General features: G+C 51.5%; 27 protein-coding genes and 1 riboswitch. Of the genes, 9 read left to right on the top strand and 18 right to left on the bottom strand.

What is annotated here, in order from left to right:
• Positions 1-196 precede the first annotated feature (196 nt).
• The 4 genes from ACI1P2_RS16120 to ACI1P2_RS16105 all read right to left on the bottom strand — a co-directional run bounded on the left by ACI1P2_RS16120 (position 197) and on the right by ACI1P2_RS16105 (position 4,453).
• Positions 197-991 (bottom strand): ABC transporter ATP-binding protein, encoded by a 795-nt coding sequence (locus tag ACI1P2_RS16120; protein ID WP_355320861.1) that lies wholly within the window; start codon positions 989-991, stop codon positions 197-199.
• Positions 991-1,917, bottom strand: a complete 927-nt coding sequence (locus ACI1P2_RS16115; protein ID WP_355320870.1) for an ABC transporter permease — start codon at positions 1,915-1,917, stop codon at positions 991-993. The genes ACI1P2_RS16120 and ACI1P2_RS16115 overlap by 1 nt, the downstream gene beginning before the upstream one ends.
• Before the next feature lie 121 nt (positions 1,918-2,038).
• A complete protein-coding gene (locus ACI1P2_RS16110) occupies positions 2,039-3,079 on the bottom strand; it encodes an ABC transporter substrate-binding protein (RefSeq protein WP_355320860.1) in 1,041 nt (346 codons plus the stop codon).
• A gap of 264 nt (positions 3,080-3,343) precedes the next feature.
• Positions 3,344-4,453, bottom strand: coding sequence for a slipin family protein (locus ACI1P2_RS16105; RefSeq protein WP_355320859.1), 1,110 nt, complete (start codon positions 4,451-4,453; stop codon positions 3,344-3,346).
• 231 nt (positions 4,454-4,684) lie between these two features.
• Between ACI1P2_RS16105 and ACI1P2_RS16100 the strand changes: the two genes are divergently transcribed.
• Positions 4,685-5,122 (top strand): hypothetical protein, encoded by a 438-nt coding sequence (locus ACI1P2_RS16100; RefSeq protein WP_408976246.1) that lies wholly within the window; start codon positions 4,685-4,687, stop codon positions 5,120-5,122.
• Here ACI1P2_RS16100 and ACI1P2_RS16095 read toward each other — a convergent pair.
• From ACI1P2_RS16095 to ACI1P2_RS16085, 3 genes are all read right to left on the bottom strand, one after another.
• Positions 5,119-5,541 carry a VOC family protein gene (locus ACI1P2_RS16095; protein WP_355320858.1) on the bottom strand — a complete coding sequence of 141 codons (423 nt, stop codon included), beginning with the start codon at positions 5,539-5,541 and terminating at the stop codon, positions 5,119-5,121. The genes ACI1P2_RS16100 and ACI1P2_RS16095 overlap by 4 nt on opposite strands.
• A 63-nt stretch (positions 5,542-5,604) precedes the next feature.
• A complete protein-coding gene (locus tag ACI1P2_RS16090) occupies positions 5,605-6,498 on the bottom strand; it encodes an AraC family transcriptional regulator (protein ID WP_355320857.1) in 894 nt (297 codons plus the stop codon).
• A gap of 42 nt (positions 6,499-6,540) precedes the next feature.
• Positions 6,541-7,311 (bottom strand): AAA family ATPase, encoded by a 771-nt coding sequence (locus ACI1P2_RS16085; protein ID WP_408976245.1) that lies wholly within the window; start codon positions 7,309-7,311, stop codon positions 6,541-6,543.
• A gap of 250 nt (positions 7,312-7,561) precedes the next feature.
• Between ACI1P2_RS16085 and ACI1P2_RS16080 the strand changes: the two genes are divergently transcribed.
• Entirely contained in the window at positions 7,562-8,806 is a 1,245-nt protein-coding gene (locus ACI1P2_RS16080) for an aminopeptidase (RefSeq protein WP_408976244.1), read from the top strand.
• On the opposite strand, the gene ACI1P2_RS16075 is transcribed toward ACI1P2_RS16080, so the two are convergent.
• From ACI1P2_RS16075 to ACI1P2_RS16065, 3 genes are all read right to left on the bottom strand, one after another.
• Positions 8,803-9,126 (bottom strand): hypothetical protein, encoded by a 324-nt coding sequence (locus tag ACI1P2_RS16075; protein WP_355320855.1) that lies wholly within the window; start codon positions 9,124-9,126, stop codon positions 8,803-8,805. The genes ACI1P2_RS16080 and ACI1P2_RS16075 overlap by 4 nt on opposite strands.
• A 102-nt stretch (positions 9,127-9,228) precedes the next feature.
• Positions 9,229-9,744, bottom strand: a complete 516-nt coding sequence (locus ACI1P2_RS16070; protein WP_355320854.1) for a DNA topology modulation protein — start codon at positions 9,742-9,744, stop codon at positions 9,229-9,231.
• A 65-nt stretch (positions 9,745-9,809) separates the two neighbouring features.
• Positions 9,810-10,667 carry an alpha/beta hydrolase gene (locus ACI1P2_RS16065; protein ID WP_355320853.1) on the bottom strand — a complete coding sequence of 286 codons (858 nt, stop codon included), beginning with the start codon at positions 10,665-10,667 and terminating at the stop codon, positions 9,810-9,812.
• A gap of 129 nt (positions 10,668-10,796) precedes the next feature.
• Here ACI1P2_RS16065 and ACI1P2_RS16060 point away from each other — a divergent pair, with 129 nt between their 5' ends.
• Complete coding sequence (locus ACI1P2_RS16060; RefSeq protein ID WP_355320852.1) at positions 10,797-12,050, top strand: MDR family MFS transporter; 1,254 nt, start codon at positions 10,797-10,799, stop codon at positions 12,048-12,050.
• Here ACI1P2_RS16060 and ACI1P2_RS16055 read toward each other — a convergent pair.
• The 4 genes from ACI1P2_RS16055 to ACI1P2_RS16040 all read right to left on the bottom strand — a co-directional run bounded on the left by ACI1P2_RS16055 (position 12,010) and on the right by ACI1P2_RS16040 (position 14,631).
• A complete protein-coding gene (locus ACI1P2_RS16055) occupies positions 12,010-13,212 on the bottom strand; it encodes an alanyl-tRNA editing protein (RefSeq protein ID WP_355320851.1) in 1,203 nt (400 codons plus the stop codon). The two genes, ACI1P2_RS16060 and ACI1P2_RS16055, sit on opposite strands and share 41 nt — an antisense overlap.
• Positions 13,209-13,445, bottom strand: coding sequence for a helix-turn-helix domain-containing protein (locus ACI1P2_RS16050; RefSeq protein WP_355320850.1), 237 nt, complete (start codon positions 13,443-13,445; stop codon positions 13,209-13,211). The genes ACI1P2_RS16055 and ACI1P2_RS16050 overlap by 4 nt, the downstream gene beginning before the upstream one ends.
• A gap of 507 nt (positions 13,446-13,952) precedes the next feature.
• Positions 13,953-14,039 (bottom strand): putative holin-like toxin, encoded by an 87-nt coding sequence (locus tag ACI1P2_RS16045; RefSeq protein ID WP_355320868.1) that lies wholly within the window; start codon positions 14,037-14,039, stop codon positions 13,953-13,955.
• Positions 14,040-14,205: 166 nt separating this feature from the next.
• A complete protein-coding gene (locus tag ACI1P2_RS16040) occupies positions 14,206-14,631 on the bottom strand; it encodes a GNAT family N-acetyltransferase (RefSeq protein ID WP_355320849.1) in 426 nt (141 codons plus the stop codon).
• 339 nt (positions 14,632-14,970) lie between these two features.
• Between ACI1P2_RS16040 and ACI1P2_RS16035 the strand changes: the two genes are divergently transcribed.
• The 5 genes from ACI1P2_RS16035 to ACI1P2_RS16015 all read left to right on the top strand — a co-directional run bounded on the left by ACI1P2_RS16035 (position 14,971) and on the right by ACI1P2_RS16015 (position 19,826).
• Complete coding sequence (locus ACI1P2_RS16035; RefSeq protein ID WP_355320848.1) at positions 14,971-15,657, top strand: Crp/Fnr family transcriptional regulator; 687 nt, start codon at positions 14,971-14,973, stop codon at positions 15,655-15,657.
• Positions 15,658-15,701: 44 nt separating this feature from the next.
• Positions 15,702-16,613, top strand: coding sequence for a nucleoside hydrolase (locus tag ACI1P2_RS16030; RefSeq protein ID WP_355320847.1), 912 nt, complete (start codon positions 15,702-15,704; stop codon positions 16,611-16,613).
• 42 nt (positions 16,614-16,655) lie between these two features.
• Positions 16,656-17,996: an ABC transporter substrate-binding protein gene (locus ACI1P2_RS16025; RefSeq protein WP_355320846.1), complete on the top strand. Its 1,341-nt coding sequence runs from the start codon at positions 16,656-16,658 to the stop codon at positions 17,994-17,996.
• Between the two features lie 110 nt (positions 17,997-18,106).
• Entirely contained in the window at positions 18,107-18,973 is an 867-nt protein-coding gene (locus ACI1P2_RS16020; RefSeq protein WP_355320845.1) for a carbohydrate ABC transporter permease, read from the top strand.
• Positions 18,974-18,986: 13 nt separating this feature from the next.
• Positions 18,987-19,826 (top strand): carbohydrate ABC transporter permease, encoded by an 840-nt coding sequence (locus tag ACI1P2_RS16015; protein ID WP_355320844.1) that lies wholly within the window; start codon positions 18,987-18,989, stop codon positions 19,824-19,826.
• Positions 19,827-19,971: 145 nt separating this feature from the next.
• Here ACI1P2_RS16015 and ACI1P2_RS16010 read toward each other — a convergent pair whose 3' ends face one another.
• The 4 genes from ACI1P2_RS16010 to ACI1P2_RS15995 form a co-directional block, all read right to left on the bottom strand.
• Positions 19,972-20,220 carry a hypothetical protein gene (locus ACI1P2_RS16010; protein WP_355320843.1) on the bottom strand — a complete coding sequence of 83 codons (249 nt, stop codon included), beginning with the start codon at positions 20,218-20,220 and terminating at the stop codon, positions 19,972-19,974.
• A gap of 104 nt (positions 20,221-20,324) precedes the next feature.
• On the bottom strand, positions 20,325-21,395 hold the full coding sequence (locus tag ACI1P2_RS16005; protein WP_355320842.1) for a sensor histidine kinase: 1,071 nt from the start codon (positions 21,393-21,395) through the stop codon (positions 20,325-20,327).
• Entirely contained in the window at positions 21,395-22,084 is a 690-nt protein-coding gene (locus tag ACI1P2_RS16000) for a response regulator transcription factor (protein WP_355320841.1), read from the bottom strand. Before ACI1P2_RS16000 ends, ACI1P2_RS16005 begins: the two co-directional genes overlap by 1 nt.
• Positions 22,085-22,256: 172 nt before the next feature.
• Positions 22,257-22,502, bottom strand: coding sequence for a hypothetical protein (locus tag ACI1P2_RS15995; protein ID WP_355320840.1), 246 nt, complete (start codon positions 22,500-22,502; stop codon positions 22,257-22,259).
• 23 nt (positions 22,503-22,525) lie between these two features.
• A riboswitch (cyclic di-GMP riboswitch) is annotated at positions 22,526-22,616 on the bottom strand.
• Positions 22,617-22,836: 220 nt separating this feature from the next.
• Here ACI1P2_RS15995 and ACI1P2_RS15990 point away from each other — a divergent pair.
• A complete protein-coding gene (locus ACI1P2_RS15990; RefSeq protein WP_355320839.1) occupies positions 22,837-23,163 on the top strand; it encodes a winged helix-turn-helix transcriptional regulator in 327 nt (108 codons plus the stop codon).
• Positions 23,164-23,312: the final 149 nt, after the last annotated feature.

The raw sequence follows: 23,312 nt of genomic DNA, 5'->3' as shown, positions 1-23,312 counted from the left end.
TAGCCCCTTAATTTCTTTCGAATACCATCCTATTTTACTGATGAGGGTGTTCCAAAGTTTACTTTTGGGACACCCTCTTTCAAATTGTAACCTCAGGTATTAAATTCTTCCTTACCGTTTGGTTAGCTCGGCATCAGACAGCGGGTTGCGGTGGACGAATTCCCCAGCTTCATCCTCTTTTTCACTTTCCAATCCGTTATCCCAGCACGATCCGATCATCGGCCAGCTTCTCGCCGCTGATCCGCTCGAATTCGCCGAGCAGCCGCTCCACGGTCAGGTCCTTTTTCTGCTCCTCGTTCACGTCGAGGATAATGCGGCCCTTGTCCATCATGATCAGGCGGTTGCCCAGACGGATCGCCTGCTCCATGTTGTGCGTGACCATAAGAGTCGTCAGTTCCATTTCGCGCACAATGCTTTCCGTCAGCGTGGTGATCAGTTCTGCACGAGCCGGGTCCAGCGCAGCCGTATGCTCATCCAGCAGCAGAATCTGCGGCCGCGTGAACGTGGCCATCAGCAGGCTCAGCGCCTGCCGCTCGCCGCCCGAGAGCAGTCCTACCTTGGCACCGAGCCGATTCTCCAGGCCAATGCCGAGGCGCTGCAGCTGCTCCTTGAACACCTTGCGCTTAGGGGCGGTGATGCCAAAACCGAAGCCGCGCGATTTGCCGCGCGCATAGGCCATCGCCAGGTTTTCTTCAATAGACATGGTCGGTGCCGTGCCGGCCATCGGGTCCTGGAACACCCGCCCGATCCAACGGCTGCGCTTGAATTCAGGCAGTTGGCTGATGTTTTCGCCGTCAATGCGAACCTCGCCGGTATCCGGCTTCATCACGCCTGAAATAATGTTCATGAGCGTGGACTTGCCGGCACCGTTGCTGCCGATGACCGTCACGAAATCTCCGGGCTTCAGCTGCAGATTGGCGCCGATGAGCGCGATTTTCTCATCCACCGTTCCGGGATTGAACAGCTTTGACACATTCCTAATATCCAGCATCAGCGTCCGCCTCCCGTGCTATGATTTGCCGCCCCAAGCAGCTCCGCCGAGCGCTTCTTCGCCATGCTCTTCTGCTTCAGCACACGCCGCACCGTCGGGAAGACAAGCGCGATAATGACGATTATGGCCGTAATCAGCTTCAGGTCGGACGTCTCGAACCAGTCGATGCGCAGGGCAAATGTAATGACGATACGGTATACAATCGAGCCCAGGATGACCGCCAGCGTAGCCCGGAACACGGTGCGGGCGCCAAAGATGGCTTCCCCGATAATGACCGATGCCAGACCGATGACGATCATGCCGATGCCCATCGTAATGTCGGCAAATCCCGCTTGCTGGGCGATAAACGCGCCGGACAGCGCCACGAGCCCGTTCGACAGGCTGACACCGATGATCGTGGTCGTATCCGTATTCGCGCCGAAGCTGCGAATCATGCGTTTATTGTCACCCGTTGCCCGCAGCGCCAGACCGAGATCCGTCTTCATGAACAGATCCAGCAATATTTTAAAAATAATCACGATGACCAGCATGACAAAGGTAATCGACGAAATTTCCCATACCTTTCTGGGCAGGCCGGAGAACACCGTATCCGCTCCAAGCAGCGAAATATTCGGCTTGCCGCCGAGAATGCGCAGATTGATGGAGTACAGCGCAATCATCATCAGAATCCCGGACAACAGTCCGTTAATTTTACCTTTGGTGTGCAGCAGCCCCGTACAAGCCCCCGCCGCCAATCCGCCGGCAAAAGCCGCCAGACTGGCCACCCACGGAGATGAACCGTTCGATATCATCACCGCTGCAATGGCAGCCCCGGTAGTAAAGCTCCCGTCTACCGTCAAATCGGGAAAATCGAGAATTCTAAATGTAATATAAACGCCGAGCGCCATCAGTGCATACAACAGTCCGAGCTCTATCGCCCCGAACATACTACTCACAATGGAGACCTCCTTGTACAAAAAAAGATAGGGCGAATCTCTAGGAGCCGCCCTGAATTTCGTTACTCACTTCCTGTTTGGCCCATATGGAAGGCCGTGACCAGCTTTTTAATTATTCAATAATGTCGTTGTCTGGGTCCTGTACCTTGGACTTCATGGAATCCGTAACCTCAACGCCCTGCTCTTTGGCTGCTTTCACGTTCAGGATCAGATCCAGCTTGTCAGGGAAGGTAACGGGCATATCCCCGGGATTAGAGCCGTCCTTCAGAATTTTGGCTGCCATTTCTCCTACCTGGTACCCGTGATCATAATATTTGAAGCCGACAGTAGCCATAGCACCCTTCTCAACCGTATCGCGGTCGCTGGAGAAGAAAGGAATGTCGTTGTCATTGGCCACCTGGATGATCGTATCCACGGCGCTGACCACCGTGTTGTCCAGCGTGATGAAGAAGGCATCCGCCTTGCCGACGAGTGAGTCCGCAGCCTGCTTCACCTCGGAGGTGTTGGTCACAGACGCTTTGACCAGCTTGATACCGTGAGACGCCAAAGCCTTCTCAGCATTGTCCGCCATCACGACCGCATTTGGCTCTCCTTCGTTGAGGATGAGACCGACGGTTTTGACATCAGGCAGCTCCGAAGCGACGAAGTCCATCAGCTGCACGATCGCCTCCGGATTCGTATCCGAGGCTCCTGTAACGTTGGCGCCCGGCTTTTCCAAATCGCTTACGATCTTGGCTCCGAGCGGGTCAGTAACCGCTGCGAACAGCACCGGTTTGTCCTGAATCTGCTGTACAAGCGCCTGTGCCGGACCCGTGGCAATGGCGAGTGCGAGATCGCTGTCGCCGTCCGCAATCTTCTGCGCGATGGACAGATTCGTCGTTGCATCTCCCTGCGCATTGTTATAATCTACCGTCAGGTTCTTTCCTTCTTCAATACCGGCATCCTTGAGGCCTGCGAGGAAACCTTTGCGGGTTTCATCCAGGGACGGATGCTCCACAATTTGCGAAATGGCAACCTTATACGTTTTACCTTCCGCGCTGCCGCCGCTTTGCTCTGTTCCCGAAGCCTGTTCTCCGCTGCCGCTGTTGCCGCCGCAGCCTGCTGCAGTCAGCAGAAGACCTGCCAGCGTCAGGGACATCCACATCTTTTTCATCTTACCTAACCCCTCTCTTTAGTTAACCAATAGTATAAAAAGTTCATCTTGCAAGCTTATAAAGCATGATTGTTCAATGCTTCTACGCATCGTTGCTTTTACCGGACAAAGCGATAAAATATGCAAAATGCTGCCGGGCACACCGACAACATACAGTCGTTGATTTTTTAATATTAAGCGGTAATGTGATGCTCGTCAATTGTTATGACACAAAAAATCAAACGCTTTTACGGCTGTCCGCCGTTCAAGCGTTTGATTGACCTGTCACCCGTTTCCCTTGGAGCTCACCAGCGCATTCAACTGCTCCAGCAGATTGCTTCCGCCAGACAGCGAAATGTTGCCGATGTTCTCGCTGATTTTCTCCAGGAACTCCAGTTCTTTCAGACGGTACAGGGTAGAGTTCTCATCCATCAGCTTCGCCGTGTTCAGCAGGCTGCGGGTAGAAGCCGTTTCCTCCCGGCGCATAATGAGGTTGGCCTGCGCCTTTTTCTCCGCCAGCAGCACCGTGTTCAGAATGTCCTTGATCTCGCCCGGCAGAACGATGTCCTTCACCCCGGCAGAAAGGAACCGCACTCCGTATTCCCCGCTTTTCTCGGACAGACGGGACAGGATGAAGTCCGCAATCTCCTGCTTTCTGCGCAGCAGATCATCCAGCTTCAGGGTGCCGACATATTCACGCAGCATGAGCTGCAGCAGAATATAGATCTGGTCCTCAAAATCCTTGAACTCCAGTGCGACCATCGGGTCGGTGATTCGGTACTGGCAGACGAAGTTCAGACGCAGCGTGATTTTGTCCTCAGTCATGATCTCCTGCCCGATCAAGTCCAGCTGCTGCTGGCGCAGATCAATTGTTCGCACCGCAGCCGTCACCGGACCCTTCCAGAAATAATATTTGCCAGGTTCAAGCTCACGCTGCAGCACATTGTTGTAATAGAGCATGCCCCGCTCATAGCTCGCAACCTCCTGCATGTACCAGAAGCCCGCCGTTTTCGGCAGTACCGCACGCTCGACCCCGGGACCGAGCTCCGGCTCACGCACATCCACCATGACGAATTTGTGCTCCTTCAGCACATTCCAGAAAGCATATTTGCCCGCTGTCAGCAGCTCTACAAATCGATCGTCCTCATAATGAAGGACATATTCGTAGTCCTGTACCTGGACGATGGTGAGCTGCTCCAGCAGCTCCTCGTCCTGCAGAAACAGATTCAAATCCATGTCAGGCACGAAAAAGGGCTCCGCCGTGCTCATGACCGTCACCGTTTCCTCCTGAAAGGTTTTTAGGCGGTAGGTCCCCGGCTGCAGCAATTTCACGTAGCTTCCTTTGCGGAACAGCAGACCGCGCTCACCGGATGTAATCGTAATTTTCTTAAACATATGCGTTCACTCCTCTATGTAAAAGCAGGCGGAAAAAGCCGCCGCAGCTTTCGGATATGCAATTCGTGCGTTTGCGTCTTGTTGGTGGGACCTGCGCCTGGAATCCCTCCGGAATGCGGGCGGGGCCGCGCTTGAGGGAGGAATGGCGGCTACCGTCTCCCGGGAAGGGAAGTGAGTGGGACCACGGACTCGAGATTGCAGCCCGGGGCTCCACCCACTTCTTCGCGGGCTGTGGCGGCGCCTGTTCCAACCGGTATCCGCGGGCCACATAGCCAGCATTCCGGCTCCTGCCGTCATGGCCAGGTGTGGGATTCCTGTGCAGGTTTTCTAATAGTTTTTCTCGATAACAAATCGAATCTTTACCAAAGTCGCGTGACAGGCGAGTGGGAATCGAACCCTGATGGATTGAGCCGAAAGAGCATACAGGATACCTCTGCCCCACGGGGCGGGCACTGCGGGACGTCCGAAATCCCTGCCTCGGTAATGCTTTCCGCGTCATCAACCTCCTTCATCATCGCTTATAACCGGCCCGGCGAACATGGCGAAAGTATTACGATGAGCAAAATATTGCACATCAACAGCAAAAAAAACGCCCTGATCCAAAGAAAGATAAACAGCTTCCTTCCCGATCAGGACGTTTCCAATATACGCTTTTCCAAATCTACTTAGTCCGCAAACTCCCATGCCGGATTCCAGACTACCTCCCATAAATGACCGTCAGGGTCCTGAAAATAACCTGAATATCCTCCCCAGAAAGTATCATGCGCAGGAACCTTGATCACCGCGCCTGCTTTCTTCGCCTCTTCCATGACCTGATCCACTTCTTCTTTGCTGGCGACATTATGCCCGATTGTAAATTCACCGGGACCGGCCGCCTGCAGCGGTATCCCGGCGTCATGCGCGAGCGACTTGCGCGGCCAGACAGCCAGCTTCACACCTGCCTGCAAATCAAAAAAGGCAACAGCGCCATGCTCAAACTCCTGCCCGACAATCCCCTCCGTCGGCAGTCCCAATCCGTCACGATAAAAGGCCACTGCCCGCTCCAGATCATCCACTCCCAATGTAAGTACAGAAATGCGCGGTTTCATAATTAAAGTCCCCCTTGTTCAAATTTACACCTATGCTTCCGTTTTCAGATTAACAATGATTCACTACTTAGGATTGTATAAATCGGACATGCCACCAAACTCTCCGAGCGCCACCAGCGGCGAAGCCCCGTAAAAACGGTTGAAGTCCCGTATCATATGAGCCTGATCATAATAGCCATAATCCAAAGCAAAGGCGGCGCCTCCGATCCTTCCCGCTTTTTGTATACCGTTCATGGCCGCCTGAAACCGTACCACATCGCTGAATCTCTTCGGGGTTGTCCCGATCCGCTGCTGAAAAATACGATTCATCTGCCTTGTGCTGATGACCTCTCTCGCAGCCAGCTCTTGTATGCTCGTATTGCCTCTGCCGGTAAAAATCCAATAGAGCAGGTTGCTCATCAGACTGTCGTTCGCTGTTTTTCCGTTGCCGATTCCAGTTAACAAAAACGATTCCATGAGCCGGACTTTGCCCGCAAAGGAGTTTTCTTCAAATACCCTCTCCCCGATTTCCCTGACCAGTTCAGGCCATACGGCGTCCAAAGCTAAATGAGAATTGGCCGTTTCCCCCAATGGCAGGCCAAGCAGCGAGTGAGCTCCACCCGGAAAAAACCTTACCCCGAACGTCCGCTTCGGATCATCGAAGTCGTAGTCAATGGCAAAAGGCCTGTCCATAAAACCTGAAAACAAGATGCTGTATGTATTTCTGCGGATATCATGTACAAACAATATATCGCTGCACCCGTCCGGAACAACCCGATCCACCGCTCCCTCCTGAGGCATTTTTAAAAAGTAAGCTGTTCCCGTTACCGCACTCTCCGCCGTCATCGGCTCGGACATCCAGTAACAGGCCACAAACGGGGCCAGCAGCCTGGAAGGCGGCCTTTCCATATACTTATTTGACGGGGTTCTTCCGTTAGCCTGTTGCGGACGGAACAGGGTATACAGTGGCGGTTGCACAACGAAGTCTCCTTTTACCATCATGTTCACACTCGGCCCGATTCACTCATTTTCACCAAACAGCTCCCTGATCATTTTATCCTTATTGTTCAGAAACTCTTTCATAATGATATAGTGATCCGTTTCCTCCAGTGCCTTGATTTCAATGCCATCCGGATGCAGATTATAAATACGAGCCCCCGGGTAGGCCATCAGAATCGGCGAATGAGTGGAAATGATAAACTGGGAATTCTGCCTGACCAGCTCATGAATGCGTGCCAGCATGGCCATCTGTCTTAAAGGGGACAGCGCGGCCTCCGGCTCATCCAGAATGTACAGACCGTTGCCGCCAAAACGGTTCATGAAAGCCGCGAAAAAGGATTCCCCATGCGACTGCTCATGCAGCGAATTTCCTCCGTACGAAGCTTTAATAAGAGGGCCGCTGCACGGCTCCCTGTCCATCTCGTCGATATTCGTAGCCACATTGTAGTAGCTTTCCGCCCGAAAAAAGAATCCGTCACGCGCCCTGCGCGTCCCCCGTACCAGCCGGATATACTCATGAAGTTCTGAATGCGTGGCCTGGGTTGAGAACGAAAAATTTTTCGTTCCACCCTCCGCATTGAACCCCCACGCAACGGCGATGGCCTCCAGCAAAGTGGATTTTCCCATTCCGTTTTCGCCTACGATATAAGTGACACCGGGGTGAAATGGCAGCTCCTTCAGCTTTCGGATCGGCCCCAGATGAAACGGATATTCCCCAAACGATGGCACACGATTTCTATCCAGCTCGATTTTTCGCAAAAAGGGGTCCCGCCCCTGCATATACAAAGTCATCCCTCCAAACGGGTTCGGTCCTGCCAATCTCCAGTTGCTATTTCTATTTTTCCGCCCCAATATGCTAATGTATAGATTATACATCAGTGTGAACGCTTACAGCCAAGACAAGCAAACCATTTGCCGATGTACTTCTATGGGCTAAACCGCAATTCGTGGAAGTTTTTCTTGCGATATCAGGAGGCTGGTACTTCGATTATTATACTACCTGATATCTTCAAACACCGGTTCAACCGGCTATAAGGAGACGATGGATATGAATTTAAATCACAGTCTGGAGAAATACGCGGAATTGGCGGTGGAAGTTGCGGTGAACCTGCAGCCTGGGCAGGAGCTGTGGATTCAGGCTCCCATCCACTCGCCCGAGCTTGTCCGGCTCATTAGCCGCAAGGCTTACGAGAAGGGAGCTTTTCAGGTGCATATTGAGTGGGTTGACGAAGCGAGCACGAAGCTGATGTACGAGCTGGCGCCTGAAGAGGGACTGCGGGAATTTCCACGCTGGAAAGTGCAAGCTTATGAGGAGATTGCGGAAAAAAACGGGGCCTTTCTGTTTATCCAATCCAGCGATCCGGAGCTGCTGCGTTCCATTGATCCCCGGCGCGTCGCCCTTCGTTCAAAGGCTTCAGGCGAAGCCTTGAAGAAGTGGGAGGATTACGAGGTCTCCTACAAAATGACCTGGTCCATTATTGCCGTCCCATCCCTCGCGTGGGCGCGCAAGGTTTATCCGGAGCTAACGCCGGAAGAGGCCGTGAATTCCCTTTGGCAGGCGATATTCCGCTCCGTCAGGATTGACCAGCCGGAGCCCGTGCAGGCCTGGCACAATCATAACGAAGCCCTGCGCCGGCAGAGAGAACTGCTAACCGCGAAACAATACCGCAGGCTGCATTACCGTGCATCCGGCATAGAGCTGACGGTCGAGCTGCCGGACTCCCACATCTGGCGCGGCGGCGTGGCCGATAACGAGCAAGGGCATGCCTTCAATCCCAATGTGCCAACCGAGGAGGTCTTTGTTACGCCGCATAGAGAAGGAACGACCGGTGTCGTTCGCAGCACCAAACCGTTAAGCTATCGCGGCAGCCTGATCAATAACTTTACACTCCGTTTCGAGCAAGGCAGGGTGGTGGATTTTGAAGCGGAGGAAGGGTATGAGGCATTGAAAAGTATATTAGACATGGATGAAGGAGCGCGTTATCTGGGAGAAATTGCGCTTGTCCCGCATAGCTCTCCCATTTCCGGCGAAAATCTGATCTTCTATAATACATTGTTCGATGAAAATGCCTCCTGCCACCTGGCCTTGGGCCGCGGCTTTGCTTCCTCCCTGGAGAATGGCCGTTTGCTGTCCAATGAGCAGCTCGCTGCTGCGGGAATCAACCAAAGCCTGGTCCATGTCGATTTCATGATCGGTTCAGCATCCATGGACATCGACGGAGAAACGCGTGACGGACGCATAGAGCCGATTTTCCGCAGCGGCGCCTGGGTGCTTAAAGAGGATTAGACGGCAGAAAAGTTTACTACCTCTCCATCCTTGATCGTATACAGCTTGGCGCGATGCTGCTCCAGCATTTTCAGAAAACGTATGAACTCATGCATATTATCCGTCACCCGCGAAAGGTCAGCCGTTAGCAGGGCAGCAGCTCCCGTCTCCGCAAGCTGTCTGCCCAGCGGCTCCCACGTCCCGCCTTCCTGCCCGTCCAACTCATGCACGCCAGCTTGAACCCACTGCTGTGATTCAGCATAGGAGAGGCATCGTTCCACTTCGGACACTCCGCTGCCTCCAGCCTCCTGATCTTCCCTCACTAGAATAAGAACCTTCATGACTCCCTCCTCAGCCCGTATGTCCAGTATAGTTCTACTACTACTGTATGGCGGACTGGGGACGAACATGTATCAGGGTACGGGACCAGCCAATGCAATCCCCTACTTCAATAACTTCACTCTTGCTAGCAGCTCTTGCACGTCATTTTGCGACTTTAGAATGATTATCTCTTTTTCCTTCGATAATCGATTGAGCTTTTCTAAAATTATTGGTTTTTGTTTATCAGGATATTTCCAGACCCATTTCAAAAATCTAAAATTGATTCTTTCTTCGCATCCTTCCCCCATGTCTTCCCTCTTTTTATTGCGGTATTGGAATCTTCTCTTGAGAACACGGTAAAGGCATACCCATTTTGACAAATCAAAAAAAATAATCGTGTCTGCAGCCTGCAGTCTAATGTCCATTGTAGAGCCATAGTTACCGTCGATAATCCAACTCTTGCGACTTATCAGTTCCTCTTGAACGGCTTTCTGCTCCTCTGTGGGTGTGCCGATCCAGCCGGGTTTCCAAAAGATTGCATCTAAATGATAAACTTCTATAAATAAGATTTCGCCTAATTTTCGAGCCAATGTTGATTTGCCAGAACCCCCAGATCCTATAAGTATTATTTTTTTCATTGAACCTCCGTGAAAAAAGAAGAAATTGCAGCAAAAATCATGCCCTTCTTCCTGTGCCTACCCTGTTATCTGTATAAGTCCTTAAGCCAGGCGGCGGCAAGGTCGATCCATATCTGACACCGTTCATTCACATGTTGGGGTCCTGTGGCGGTCGTCTCATCGGCCAGGGACAAGCCATGCACTCCTTGCGGAAAAACATGCAGCTCATAAGGAACCTGATGCTCTGTCAGCGCTGCAGCAAAATCCAGTGAATTCCGGACGCTTACGACCGGATCGTCAGCTGTATGCCATAGGAAGGATGGCGGTACCGACGCATCGACATGCAGGTGGAGCCCATACTGATCTCTCAGCTCCTGTTCAGGATGCGGCGTACCGAAAATATTCGCAAAGGTCCGCTCTGCTTCGGTCAAGCCCTGCTCTGCCGTCGAGGCGGCGCTGCGTGGCCAGTCATTAAAATGAATGACCGGATACGCAAGGATCAGCGCGTTTGGCTTAAACTTGGCGGGTTCTTCCTGCAGTGCCTCATAGATGAACGGCTTGTTCCAGAGAACACCTGAAGCCGCAGCCACATGGCCCCCTGCCGAAAATCCGCATACCGTGATCTTCTCTGCATCCACCAGCCATTCCTCCGCTCTATCCCTTAAGAGTGCTATCGCCCGCGCCGTATCCAGAAAAGGCTGCGGAAACCGCGCTGCCTGCCCCACCGAATATCTCAGCACAAATGCATGAAAGCCCTGAGCGAGGAAACGGAGGGCGACAGGCTCGGCCTCCCGGTCGGAGGTGTGGTTGTACCCGCCGCCGGGACAGATAATGACCGCAGGGCGCCGCCGGTCTGTGCCGAACTGCCCGGAGTTATGCAGGAGGTAGGTTTGCAGATAAACGTCTTCATTTTCTTCACTCAGCTTTATTTTTTCCGTGATCATTTACGATTTGCCCCTTCCCGTATTCAATTATAGGTATATCTATAGTCTATATTTTTCCTGGATAATGTTCTATAGTTTGATTTACCCGGCCGGGAACTTTACGTAAGAGGTAAGCTTGAGGAGGATATTGTGCAGATTCGTTTATGGAATAACAATTTGAAGGTTCGGTTAATCGGAGAAGCCTTGTTTAACATGCTCTTTTGGATGTACTTTCCCTTTATAACCGTCTATTTCGGTCAGGCACTGGGTAATGATGTGGCGGGCATGTTGATGACCGTGCCTCCGGTCTTCAGCATCCTCGGCGCGCTGATCGGCGGAGCTCTGGCGGACCGGGCGGGACGGCGTCCCATCATGCTGCTGGGTGTGTCGCTTCAGATGGTGATGTTCGCATGTTTTGCCATGTCGTCGTCTCATTGGATCGATTATGCCGCTTTTATCGGCATTGGTCTGGGAGTGGCCATCTACAGGCCCGCAAGCGCCGCCATGGTTGCCGACCTGGTTCCCTCAGAGCACCGCCGGGAGGTATTCGCCACGTTTTCGACAGCCAATAACCTTGGCGCCGTGCTCGGGCCTGCACTGGGAGCCGTCTTCTTCTTCCATTACCGGCAGGAGCTGCTGTGGACCTGCTCAGCCATTCTGCTGCTGTATTTTATCGCCATTTATTTCATGGTTCATGAAACATCACCGCCATCCGGGAATAAAGCGGAGGTTTCCGCTTCGATCTCCAGTGTATTCAGGAAACAGTGGCAGAGCTATGGCATTATTTTTCGGGATAAGGTATTCCTGGTGTATACGCTGGCAGGCATTTGTGCAATGGTGTCGATCCTGCAGTTGGATCTCTATTTGCCCGTTTACGTGATCAATGAGGTGCCTACCCAACCCTTTTTTCCGTGGATTGCGGATTCGCCCGTACTCACAGGCACGGATATCTTTGGGTGGGTGCTGGGCTTCAACGGCCTGTTATTTGTTCTCTTTATCCTTCCGGTTACCAAATGGCTTGGCAGCTGGAAGGAGCGGAATGTATTTATTCTGTCTTCGCTGCTGTCGGGGGTAGGCACCTTTGCTCTCGGTTTGGGCAGCAATATATGGTACCTGTTTTTCGTTACGGTGATCTTTACTTTCGGGGAAATGGTACGCTCTCCGGTGACACAGAGCTTTATCAGCCGTTATGCCCCGGAGCACGCAAGAGGCCAGTACATGGCAGCGGACAGCCTACAGCCCACGATCGGGAGGTTTTTGGCGCCAATCACCGTGTTTCTGTCCACCTGGGTGCCGCCGCTGGGTGTACTCAGCCTCATTTTGTTGTTTGCACTCATCAGTGCCCTATTATATATTCAGCTGTTCAGGATGTATGTGGAGCATCCGGAGCAGCAGCGTGGTTAAGCTCCTTGCGTGCAAAATCGATAAAACGCCGCATGTCCTCCGCAGATGCAAACCCGGCCTGAGCCGATTGGTTATTGCCTCCGCCTTTGCCGCCGAAGCTGCTCAGATGCTGCTTGAAAAAAGCGCCACACGCGACATCCGGCGATCCTTTGTGGGCCAGCAGGAGCTTGTTGTCCGCTTCTGTAGCCAGCAGAACAAGAATGTCCCGGCCGCTGGTCAGCTTGGCGGCGAAAGGCTGCAGCTCCTTGGCGGGCTTGTCCGCAAATACATGCACCAGGACAGGTCCTTCTGCCGCTGCAAGCAGCTCCTTCATTTCATATTCGTCAAGCCGCTGCTGCAGCTCATCCACACGAGTCCGCAGCCGGACCTGTTCCTGCTCCCATTTTTCAAATCGGTCCAAGATATCATGACGGCCTGTGTTAAATTTTCCTGCTACACATTCGAGGATACGCAGGCTTTCGTTATAATCCTGAAGCGCACGGACTCCACATTTGAAATAGATTCGGGTATTCCCCTTCTGCTTGTCCGTCTTGAGCAGCTTGATCAACCCCAGCTCACCGGTCCGGCTAACATGCGTGCCGCCGCAGGCGTTATGCTCGATGCCTTCGATTTCGACGATGCGGATATTCTCTGTTACCTTCGGCTGTTTCACCAGCGTGATGTTCTGCAATTGCTCTTCGGTCACAAAATAGCTGCTGATGACACGATTGCGGCAGATTTCCGTATTGACTTCCTGCTCCACCGCCTCCCTCTGCGCACGGTTCAGCTCCGGCAGCTCAATATCGATGGTGCATTCCTCCTGGCCCAGATGAAAGCTGACTGTCTTTGCGCCAAGGAGCCTGAGAATGACCGCTGACAGCAAATGCTGACCGCTGTGGTGCTGCATATGGTCCCATCTGCGACTCCAGTCCAGCTTGCACACAGCGTCCGTCCCTTCCGGCATTCGTTCTACTTCATGGAATACCGTGTCTCCCTCGCTGAACACGTCCAGTACAGGGATTCCGTTCAAGGTTCCAGTGTCGCAGGGCTGGCCCCCTCCGGCAGGGTAAAATGCCGTTTCCTCCAGCACAACCAGCTTCCGCCCGTCTCGTTCAAGCTTCTGCGTGATTTCGCTCTCCCATTCCGTTATGTATGCGGAGTCGTAATACAGCTTTTTGGTCATATTTTTTCCTTTCCAGCTTGTTCAGGTATATATTCAATCAAATCAGACAATTCACAATTGAAGGTATCGCAAAGCTTAAACAGGGTTTCCAGCTTTACCGTTTCGATGTTCGTTTCCCTATACAGTTTGTTAATTGAATTTCGGCTCAAACCCGACTTCTGCATCAACTCTTTTATATCATCTATTCGATGCTCAGCCATGAGTAGTCTTAGATTGCATTTGATTACAGACATCAATTTCACCTCCATGATACTATATTATCTATTAGACCTAGCTTCATCAATGAAAAGCGAACAATGAACTCTATAAAGTGAAGGTGATTGCTTGAATAATAAAAATAAGAGAGGGCGACGTATGGCTATAAGTTTACGTGAAAGACCAATTCTGCAAGGAAAAGACGCAGGACGCTTTTTAGCCAAAAAAAGAAGAATGAAGAATTCATGAAAAAATATGCTGCAAAAAAAGTTAAGGAGTATTATGAGCGATTGTCTAAAGAGTGAATCCCTTTCGGGTTATCTGGTGGTTTACATCGGTAACATAACGGTTTTCTCTTTGATAGCACTAAGCCCCCAGTCATTCACATCCTTGAATATTTTGCCCTTATTGTGGTAATGTATAAGCAAAGAGCCGAAGTGCTGTTACACTCCGACTCATCACATGATCTGACCGCGTAAAAGACGGTTGGCTTGTGACAAGGTGACGATCAGAAAAAGTAGACCGCTATCCCTGTTCAGGACGGTCTACTTTTTCTTTAAGTAGGTGAGAAGCGCTAGAATGAAACTCCCAAACGCAAAGAGGATTAGGAATACATCTTTTACTTCGATCACTAGCACCACCTCCTTTCGGAGATGATTGCCAACCGCCCATTAGCCGACTTCGACCATGTTACATAAATATACCATAATAACAAAAAAGAGTGGTAGCAATTTTAAACCCACATTGTTGGCCATGATCTCGGCCACTCGTAATCAAAGATGAAATAAAGAACAAGTATCAAAAAGTTCCGTGGAGGAATATGATCGGATATTCCATAATGACATACTCCTTGCCGCCTTTTACAAACGTCTTTCCTGTTTCCCTCAACCCAAACTTGCGGTAAAATCTCGCCTTCTCTCGGCGGGCGTTGCACCAGATCCGTTTTACCCCCGCCTGCTCAGCTTCTTCCATCACATGCCGCAGCAGCCTGCTGCCGTAGCCCTTACCCTGCTCCGCCTCCAGAGTCGCAAACTTGCGGAATTGGGCTTCGTCCTGATCAATAAACAAGGAAACGACCGACACCAGCCGCTCCCCTACGAAAAGCCCGTAATGCCAGCCCCTATCGTCATCCTCCAATTGAACATATGCAAGCTCTCTGTCAGGCCACATCACCTCATGCCTGATGCGCCATGCGTTTTCCTTATCAATACTGCGAATATCCAACGCTTCTCCCGCCCTTCAAAATTCCTGTCGCTTCATTATAATAGCGACGCCGCTCTTGTTCCAGATAGGAGGACGAGACAGGCCGCCTAATAACCGCCCGCTAAAATCTGGGTTTTACAAACTTTTACGTCCACGTAACATTTCCCTCAACGTCTTCCCGCATACTTAGTGGTGCCAATTCAAAAGAGCGGGAGGCATAAAAAAACATGCTGCAGCTTCACATATTACTGTCGGGTACCCGACAGATTCATATCGTTTTTTCTCCTATACTGGGCTTGGGTTCGTCGATGAAAGCAGCCAGGCTGTGCTTGGTGGACAGAAGTGGAGGCGGATGCGGCAATGCTTGATTTAGCGGCAAAAGCTGTCTCTTCCTGGCCGAAAGCGCCGAAACGCTCCAGCGACTCGGTGTATGCCCTGCACCGCAAATACGGAACCTTGCGAAGGTTTCCGAAGGGTTCGTTTGTCTTTACCAAAGGAAGCGTTCCTGTCGGCTCCTATTTCATCGAAAACGGACTGCTCAAGGTATGCCAATTTACCGAGGAAGGACGGGATGTGACCTTTTTCATCCGAAAAACCGGGGACGCCTTCGGGCTTGCGGAAATTATCCTGGGGCAAAATCATCCCTGCTACGCCCAGTGCTTGCATGACAGCCAGATATGGGTGCTTGACGCGGCCATTATTCAGGAAAAGATCCATTCCGACCATGAGATCATGAGTGACATCCTGTATACGATGACCGACCGGCTCATTCACCATCAAAGTACGGTTGAACTGCTGATTTCCAAGCCCGTGCCGTGGCGGCTCGCTTGGCTGCTCCAGCAATTGGGCACGCCCGTCGGTGATGGCAATTCCAGAATCGAGCTGGTACTGAACCATGAAGAGATATCCAACATGATCGGATGCACCCGGCAGACGGTTTCAGAATTGCTGAGCAAATGGAAGGCCCAGGGCATCATCAGTTATGACCGGAAGCATATCGTGCTCCACAATGTACAAGCGGTATTTGGCTCCGGTAGCATAAATTAAACCTTTTTACAAGCATCAGACAGAGAAAGTAGTGGAATCCATTGTTGAGAATTATTTTGGATACGGATATCGGAACCAACGCGGACGATGCGGTGGCGCTCGCTCTGGCTCTTAAATCACCGGAGATCCGTATTGCAGGCATCACCACCGTCTACGGGAAAGTCCGGACCCGCGCGTTAATTGCGCAAAAAGTGCTGGACCTGTGCGGAGGCGGGCATATCCCTGTATGTCCCGGTATCGAGCTGCCGCTCCTCCGCAACCGTCCCCTGCTCAGAGCGGGAATCGAGGGAAGAGGCATGAATCTGGAGGATAACGGCAGCAAGTTTGACAAACATGCGGTCGATTTCATCGTGCAGACAGTGATGGAAAATCCCGGCGAAATCACGCTTGTCATGATCGGCCCGCACACGAACGTTGCAACAGCCATGATTCGCGAGCCGCGCATTGCCGAGTGTGTGAAGCAGATTGTCATGATGGGCGGTGTCACCCGTCTCGCTCCTAACGGCAGCGATCTATCCCCGGTCGAGCATAATATCCAATGCGACCCGGAAGCGGCTGCGATTGTTTTTGCAAGCGGCGCTCCCATCCTGATGCTTGGGCTGGACGTGACCCGGCAGGCCGCGTTTTCCAGGGAGGAAGCGGATCTTATGGGGGCCAGCGGAACCCCGCTTACAGGAATCCTTGTGCGCATGATGCATGACTTTATGGACTATATGGAGCGGGATTTTTCATATATGTGCGACCCGCTCGCTATCGCTGTGCTGCTCGACCCTACATTGATCTGCACCAAACGGATGAACATCCGGGTCCTGTGCGAGCGCGGAGAATTTTCCGGGCAAACGATTGCCGAGGCAAACGCAGACGGGAATGTGGAAACAGCGCTTGAGGTGGACACGACCCGTTTTTTTGAACTGCTGAACCAGAGATTATTTCCACGAGATCCATCCCTGCTTTAAAAAAAGCATACTCTTTACATCATAAATCGAGGTGGAACGTACATGATTTCCAAACAACCAGTAAAACGCTTTGCCGCCTGGTGCGCACCCCTGCTGACGGCAGCCGTCCTGTTTACAGGCTGTTCCCAGGGAGCCGGCACAACTGCGGATTCTGCAAGCTCGAGCGGACAAAGCTCCTCCAGCGCTTCGGCAGCAACAGAAATATCGTTTGAGGCCTATTCCAATTATGAGAAACCACTCACGAAGGTGGTCGAAGCTTTCGAGCAGCAAAATCCGGATATCAAAGTCAAAATGAATCTCGTTCCGATCGATCAACTAACGGAAACGATCGAAATCAAGCTCAGCTCCAAAGCCAAGGATTTGGACGTGCTGTTTGCTGATACACCGCTGGTCATGAACTATTCCGTGAAAGGTTATCTGGAGCCGCTGGACTCGCTGCTCCCGGCCGACGCCAAGGTCAAATGGACGAAATCCGCCGTGGAGACGGTGTCGTACAAAGGCGAGCTCATGGCCGCGCCGATGAACAGCTCCAGCCAGGTTCTTTATTACAACAAAGACATTTTTGAAAAGAAAGGCATTCCGTTCCCGGACGCTGACAAGCGCATGACCTGGGAGGAAGTCCGGGATTTGGCGAAAAAGCTGACTTCAGACGACGTGTACGGATTTTCCTTTGAGCAGGTGGGCAAAGCGTACCAGCTTCTGGCTCTGTCGGACAGCCTGGGTGCCAAAATGCTCAGCGACGACGGACTGGTGTCCAGCGGGTATTCGAATTCGCCGGAGGCCGTGAAGGCATTCCAATTTTACGCAGACCTGTTCAACAAGGATAAAGTCAGCCCGAAAATCAAAAAAGAGGAGTCCATCGACTATTTTACATCCGGTAAAGTCGCGATGTTTGTATCCACCAACCAGAACATGCCTAAAATCCGGGATTCCGGCCTGAATTTTGGCGTCACGCTGCATCCGTATTTTGCCGGTAAGAAAATAGCCACACCGACCGGGGCATGGAACGTCGGCATCTCCAAATATTCCGAGAAGAAGGAAGCATCCGCCAAGTTCATTGAGTTTCTGACGCTGGGCGAAGGCTCCAAGATCCTGTTTGAAGAAGGCGGCACGCTGCCTCCGCAGATCGACCTGCTCAATTCCATCGACACTGATCCGAAATATGAGCAGTTCCCTGACAACGTCATCCGCATTGCCGCCAAGGAATCGCGGGAAACGGCTGTCCCCCGCCCGAAAACGCCTGGTTACCTGGAGTGGGAAACGAATATGAACAAAGCGTTTGAGGATATGAAAAATGGCGCCGACCCGCAAAAAGCGCTGGATGCCGCCGTCAACGTCATAGATAACCAATTGAAAAAATACAAGGGTGCAGCAGCAAATTGACCGCATCCGGGGGAACGAAAGGCTGAGCCCTGTTCCCCCTTTTTTCCTTCAAGAGAATACCGGCGGTCCTTCCCGATCCTGAAACCGGATTGCTGAATAAAGGTGAATATATGAAACTGAAAAATAATATTGGCCCCATCCTGCTCTTTCTGCTGCCTACCCTTGCCGGACTGTTACTGTTTAAGCTGTATCCCATTTTCAGCGCTGTCGTGCAGAGCGTATACACGACACAGTTTATTACAGGTGAAAAAAGCTTCGTCGGCTTGCAAAACTACCAGTCCCTGTTCGCTGATCCCGTCTTCTGGAATTCGCTGAAGGTGACGCTGGTATTCAATCTGATCATTAACCCGCTGCAAATTGTGCTGGCTTTCGGGCTGGCGATGCTGTTAAATACGAAAATCAAGCGCATTGCTTTCTTTCGCGGCATTCATTTCGTGCCTGTCGCCGTATCCGTCCCGACCGCCTGCGTCCTCTGGAATATTATGCTCAGTCCCGAGCAGGGTGTCGTGAATTCAATTCTGGTCGCGCTGGGATTGGACCCGCAGCCTTTTCTGGGCAGCAGCTCGCAGGCGCTGGGCTCCATTATCGCGATTGCGTCCTGGAAGGGCGTCGGCTATTGGGCGCTGTTCCTGCTGGCCGGTCTGCAGGAGATTCCCGATTCGCTGCTTGAAGCTTCTTCCCTGGACGGTGCAAGCCGCTGGAAGCAATTTGTCCATGTGGTCGTTCCGCTTATGAAGCGCCCGCTGACCTTTATTGTCGTGGCCGTGACAACGGCGAATTTCCTGCTGTTTTCACCGATGTACATTTTGACCAAGGGCGGACCTGAAAACAGCACGAACGTGCTGATGCTTGAAAGCTTCAACAACGCTTTTCTATATTCCGATATGGGCAGATCGTCCGCGATGATGGTCATTTTGCTGCTGATTACGCTGACTGTTGTCGCGCTGCAGTTCAAGTGGCTGCGGGCCTCCCATTAGAAAGGATTTCGACGTGAACCGATTTACCCGTTCTCATCTGCTTCTGTATGTCGTACACATCGTTCTGGCATTGCTGGTCTTGCTGCCGCTGGCGTTTGCTTTTGTTTCGTCGTTCCGTCCGCTGGAGGACATTTATAAATATATGTCGCCGATTACGTGGAAAACGTTTTGGCCGTCCAATTTTACGTTGGAGGCTTATCAAATGCTCTTTGCGGAGCGAGGGTTCGGACGAATTTTTCTGAATACCTTTTTTGTCGGGGCGGCCAACGTTCTTGGGGGGCTTTTGCTTGGCTCCATGGCGGCGTTTGCTTTCGTGTATTTCGAATTTCGCGGGAAAACACTGCTGTTTCTGCTGGTGCTGATTACCTTCATGATTCCGTTTGAGGTCATCTCCATCCCGCTGTACAGTCTGGTCAACAGTCTTGGCTGGGTGGACACCTATGCGGGCATCATTATTCCCGGCATCGCCAATGGACTGGTCATCTTCCTGTTCCGCCAGTTTTTTCTGGAGCTGCCGACGTCACTGGTGGAATCGGCCCGTATGGACGGGGCTTCCTGGCTGAGGGTATATGCGAATATCGTCATGCCGCTGTGCAAGCCCGTGACCGTCAGCGCCAGCCTGCTTATTTTTATCCAGCAGTGGGAATCGTTCCTGTGGCCGCTCATCGTAACGCGCTCCAAGGAGTATAAAGTCATTCAGGTCGCGCTGAGCGACTTCGTTACCGAATACGCGACCTACTGGAACGAAATGTTCGCCGCCGTCATTCTGTCCATCCTGATCCCTGTTGTGCTGCTGCTTCCGCTGCAGCGCTATTATGTGCAGGGCATTGCCAATACGGGCTCGAAGGAGTAACGGCGCGATATAGGTTATGCCCGATTGATTTCTCGTTTTAGCAGAAAAGTCCATGTTCCGTTGCTATGATGCAACAAAACATGGACTTAGCTATTTTTACGAACCCCACGATGATGTGTATGCTTTTGGGTTGTCCTGACCATTTTCATGAGCCGCGCCTCACTCTCAGCATCGGGTCTTTACGCAAATGAATAACACAATCCTCATTGGAGGTGTGATATACAATACTGCCCGGTTCCGCATTAAAAAATTCCCTATTGGCATCCTGTTTAGGGATTGTTCGAATTGGCGCAACTTCCGTTACAATCTTTTTATTTTCTTCCTCGACGTAGTCAAGTATGGAAAGCAATACGAACTGGTCGGGAAACAACTCTCTGACTTCCTGCCATTTCATCGGTATACCCCTCCTACTTTCATGCTCCCTTTATTTTACCATAGTTAATCTTCATTCAGAGGCTGAATATCGATTAGCTACTGTTTATCTATTTTATAAAAATATCACATAGGCAACCGAATATAAAAGCGGGCCCCGCTGCTATCACTTTGCGCCCACACCTCACCGCCATGAGCTTCCACCAGCTTCCTCACAATAGCCAGTCCCATCCCGCTTCCGCCGGTCTGCCGATTCCTCGACTTGTCTCCCCGGTAAAACCTTTCAAAAATATACGGCAGATCCTCAACTGAAATTCCGGGCCCTGTATCGCTGATAACAAGGCAAACCGCCCCTTTTTCCTTACGTTCCCGGACGCTGACAGTCCCCCCGGCAGGCGTATGGTGAAGGGCGTTGGTCAACAGATTCACCAGGATCTGTTTCATCCGGTCCGCATCCATAAGCAGTATGACATCTGAAATGCCCTCGTATTGGAGCTGCACCCCTTTCTCAAGAAAAGCGGCTTCCATCACTGCAGCAGCCTTTCCGACAATCAAACGCAGATTCTCTTCTTTCCGTAAAAGCTGGAATTCCGGTGAATCCATTACGTTCAGCTCCTCCAGTTCACTGACGAGCTGAATCAGGCGCTCCACCTCCTCCAGACAGGAGTGAATCCGCGCGGGCGTCGGCTCCCAGACTCCGTCCTCCAAGGCCCTCATGTGGCTTTTCAGCGTCGTTAGCGGTGTGCGCAGCTCATGGGCAATATCCTGCGACATGGACATGCGCAGCAGCTGCTGTCTTTGTAGCTGTTCTGACAGCCTGTTCAGGGAAGCACCAAGCTCCGCGATCTCATCCCTGCCTTCCGTGCTGATACGGACGTCCAGGCTGCCCCTGCTGATCCGTTCGGCGGCCTGTTTCATGCGGACCAGCGGGCGGGAGATGCGTTTTGCAAAATAAACACCAATAATCAGCGCCAACAGCAGCGAAAACAACCCTGTCAGCAGGATCGACTGAATCAGGGCGCTCTCCAGGTGATCCATCAATGGAGACACTTTTTTACTCGCCAGTGAGACCTGCTCCATATACATCGAGATATGATAATGAGTGGCAAACATGCTGATCACGGCAAAAATGACAAGGATGCCTGCGGCCATGCCGACAATGATCACAGCCAGCCGGATATATAGCCGGTTGAACATCAGCCCTCACCGCCAAACCGGTAGCCGAAGCCGTACACCGTAAGAATATAGCGCGGATTGCGGGGATCTTGCTCAATTTTTTGCCGTACATTTTTGACATGCTGGTCGATAATACGGATATCGCCGTCAAAGCTGAGGCCCATCACCCTGTCGACCAGTTCCTCCCGCGGGAAGCGGCGCTGCGGGTATTTGGCGAGCAGAAGCAGCAGCTTGTACTCGCTTGGTGTGAGGCTGATCGGCTCTTCATACCGGTACACCTGATTTTTCAGCGAATCGATGCGGAGATGCCCGCCATTAAATGAGATCACATCTGCCAAAAGCTGCGAGTCATCTGTCCTGCGCAGGATCGCTTTTACCCTGGCAACCACCTCATTCGGATCAAAGGGCTTGATCATGTAGTCATCTGCTCCGATGGACAATCCGCTGATGCGGTCCGCCTGGGCTACCTTTGCAGTGAGCATAAGAATCGGCACCGGGCTGAATTTGCGCACCTCCCGGCAGACAGTCTCCCCTTCCATGCCAGGCAGCATCAAATCCAATATAAGCAGGTCAACCCGCTGGCTGTGAAGTATCGTCAATGCTTCCTCCCCGCTTGCACTTTCCAGTACATGAAAACGCTCCTTCTGCAAATAAGAAGCCAGCACCTCGCGAATTTTCTGTTCATCATCTACCACTAGAACGGTTTTCAAGGCATGCCCCTCCGTACGCCCAAGTTATACCGGAATTATACCATTCCGAATTGTAAGAGTCCTCCTGCCTATTACTTTCACCATTTCTGTTTAACCTAAACTTGTGAAGATCCTTTGAAGACCGCCGAAAAATGAAAAAGCACCGGAGGAAATCCCTCCAATGCTTAAATCATTAACGTATTTGAAATGTCCGAATCACCCGGATCGATATGATATTTGTATTCAACGGATCAACAGGTTTAAATGTCATACTGTATAAATCATACAGTCTCGTCTCAATGCCGTATTCTTTGAACTTATCGGAGAAATCTCCAATCGTAGGTCTCTTCCCCGTTTCACACGTTATTTGGCATTCCTCAAGCTTCGTTTCTCCATGTCTGTATACAAATTCCACATCCGATTGATAAATACTGCTCACTCTATTATTTCTCCCTCCGAATTTAAGGTAACCCAGCCGCCATAGATCCATGATGCTTTCCTTAGGCCTGCAGCTTTGCGTCCTTGCCTTTCGGCAAGTTTGCCCTTTGCATAAATGGTGGAACATCCACTTGAGATAATATAATATATTTTGTGTGTTTTTTCGACATGATCCCGTAAAAATCGCCATTCTTCACACTTGTTTACTTTTCCCCTTATAGTGTTATCATAGATTGTAGTTCCTTGACGGATATGTACATCTCTGAAAGAACCTATATACTTTCAAGTCCTATAGAAATCAAAGCAACTTACTATATTTTTCAGGAGGTAAACATATGGCTTACAATATCCCGGTGGAAGCAACCCTTGAGGTGATGGGCGGCAAATGGAAGGCGGTCATTTTGTGTCATCTGGATAAAGGCGACAAGCGGACCAGCGAACTGAAAAGGCTGATGCCGGCCATTACTCAGAAGATGCTCACACAGCAGCTGCGGGAGCTGGAAGATGACGGACTTGTGAAGCGGCAAATATTTGAGCAGGTTCCGCCCAAGGTCGTGTATTCCCTGACCGATTACGGCTGGTCCCTGAAGCCTGTCCTGGATGCCATGTGCGCCTGGGGCGAAAAGCATATTGAACAAGAAGACCAAGCAGTCAAGGTCTAAAGCCAATGTTTCGAGCCTTCCACATAAACGATCTGCAAACGGAAGAGCCGGATTCCTGGATACTCAGGACTCCGGCTTTTTTTCAGTGATCCGCGCCTTCTTTCCCCCGTTCCCTCCCATAGGTACCTGTAAGTGCCTATAGTACTTTG

This window comes from Paenibacillus jiangxiensis (assembly GCF_046098255.1).
In the GTDB taxonomy this organism is placed as follows: domain Bacteria; phylum Bacillota; class Bacilli; order Paenibacillales; family Paenibacillaceae; genus Paenibacillus; species Paenibacillus jiagnxiensis.
This window is presented reverse-complemented; position numbering and strand designations above follow the sequence as displayed.

What these genes read in the sequence shown, in the direction of transcription:
- ACI1P2_RS16120 (WP_355320861.1), bottom strand. Translation starts at nt 991, where the DNA reads ATGCTGGATATTAGGAATGTGTCAAAGCTGTTCAATCCCGGAACGGTG.
- ACI1P2_RS16115 (WP_355320870.1), bottom strand. Translation starts at nt 1,917, where the DNA reads ATGTTCGGGGCGATAGAGCTCGGACTGTTGTATGCACTGATGGCGCTC.
- ACI1P2_RS16110 (WP_355320860.1), bottom strand. Translation starts at nt 3,079, where the DNA reads ATGAAAAAGATGTGGATGTCCCTGACGCTGGCAGGTCTTCTGCTGACT.
- ACI1P2_RS16105 (WP_355320859.1), bottom strand. Translation starts at nt 4,453, where the DNA reads ATGTTTAAGAAAATTACGATTACATCCGGTGAGCGCGGTCTGCTGTTC.
- ACI1P2_RS16095 (WP_355320858.1), bottom strand. Translation starts at nt 5,541, where the DNA reads ATGAAACCGCGCATTTCTGTACTTACATTGGGAGTGGATGATCTGGAG.
- ACI1P2_RS16085 (WP_408976245.1), bottom strand. Translation starts at nt 7,311, where the DNA reads ATGACTTTGTATATGCAGGGGCGGGACCCCTTTTTGCGAAAAATCGAG.
- ACI1P2_RS16080 (WP_408976244.1), top strand. Translation starts at nt 7,562, where the DNA reads ATGGATATGAATTTAAATCACAGTCTGGAGAAATACGCGGAATTGGCG.
- ACI1P2_RS16075 (WP_355320855.1), bottom strand. Translation starts at nt 9,126, where the DNA reads ATGAAGGTTCTTATTCTAGTGAGGGAAGATCAGGAGGCTGGAGGCAGC.
- ACI1P2_RS16070 (WP_355320854.1), bottom strand. Translation starts at nt 9,744, where the DNA reads ATGAAAAAAATAATACTTATAGGATCTGGGGGTTCTGGCAAATCAACA.
- ACI1P2_RS16065 (WP_355320853.1), bottom strand. Translation starts at nt 10,667, where the DNA reads ATGATCACGGAAAAAATAAAGCTGAGTGAAGAAAATGAAGACGTTTAT.
- ACI1P2_RS16055 (WP_355320851.1), bottom strand. Translation starts at nt 13,212, where the DNA reads ATGACCAAAAAGCTGTATTACGACTCCGCATACATAACGGAATGGGAG.
- ACI1P2_RS16050 (WP_355320850.1), bottom strand. Translation starts at nt 13,445, where the DNA reads ATGTCTGTAATCAAATGCAATCTAAGACTACTCATGGCTGAGCATCGA.
- ACI1P2_RS16035 (WP_355320848.1), top strand. Translation starts at nt 14,971, where the DNA reads ATGCTTGATTTAGCGGCAAAAGCTGTCTCTTCCTGGCCGAAAGCGCCG.
- ACI1P2_RS16025 (WP_355320846.1), top strand. Translation starts at nt 16,656, where the DNA reads ATGATTTCCAAACAACCAGTAAAACGCTTTGCCGCCTGGTGCGCACCC.
- ACI1P2_RS16020 (WP_355320845.1), top strand. Translation starts at nt 18,107, where the DNA reads ATGAAACTGAAAAATAATATTGGCCCCATCCTGCTCTTTCTGCTGCCT.
- ACI1P2_RS16010 (WP_355320843.1), bottom strand. Translation starts at nt 20,220, where the DNA reads ATGAAATGGCAGGAAGTCAGAGAGTTGTTTCCCGACCAGTTCGTATTG.
- ACI1P2_RS16005 (WP_355320842.1), bottom strand. Translation starts at nt 21,395, where the DNA reads ATGTTCAACCGGCTATATATCCGGCTGGCTGTGATCATTGTCGGCATG.
- ACI1P2_RS15990 (WP_355320839.1), top strand. Translation starts at nt 22,837, where the DNA reads ATGGCTTACAATATCCCGGTGGAAGCAACCCTTGAGGTGATGGGCGGC.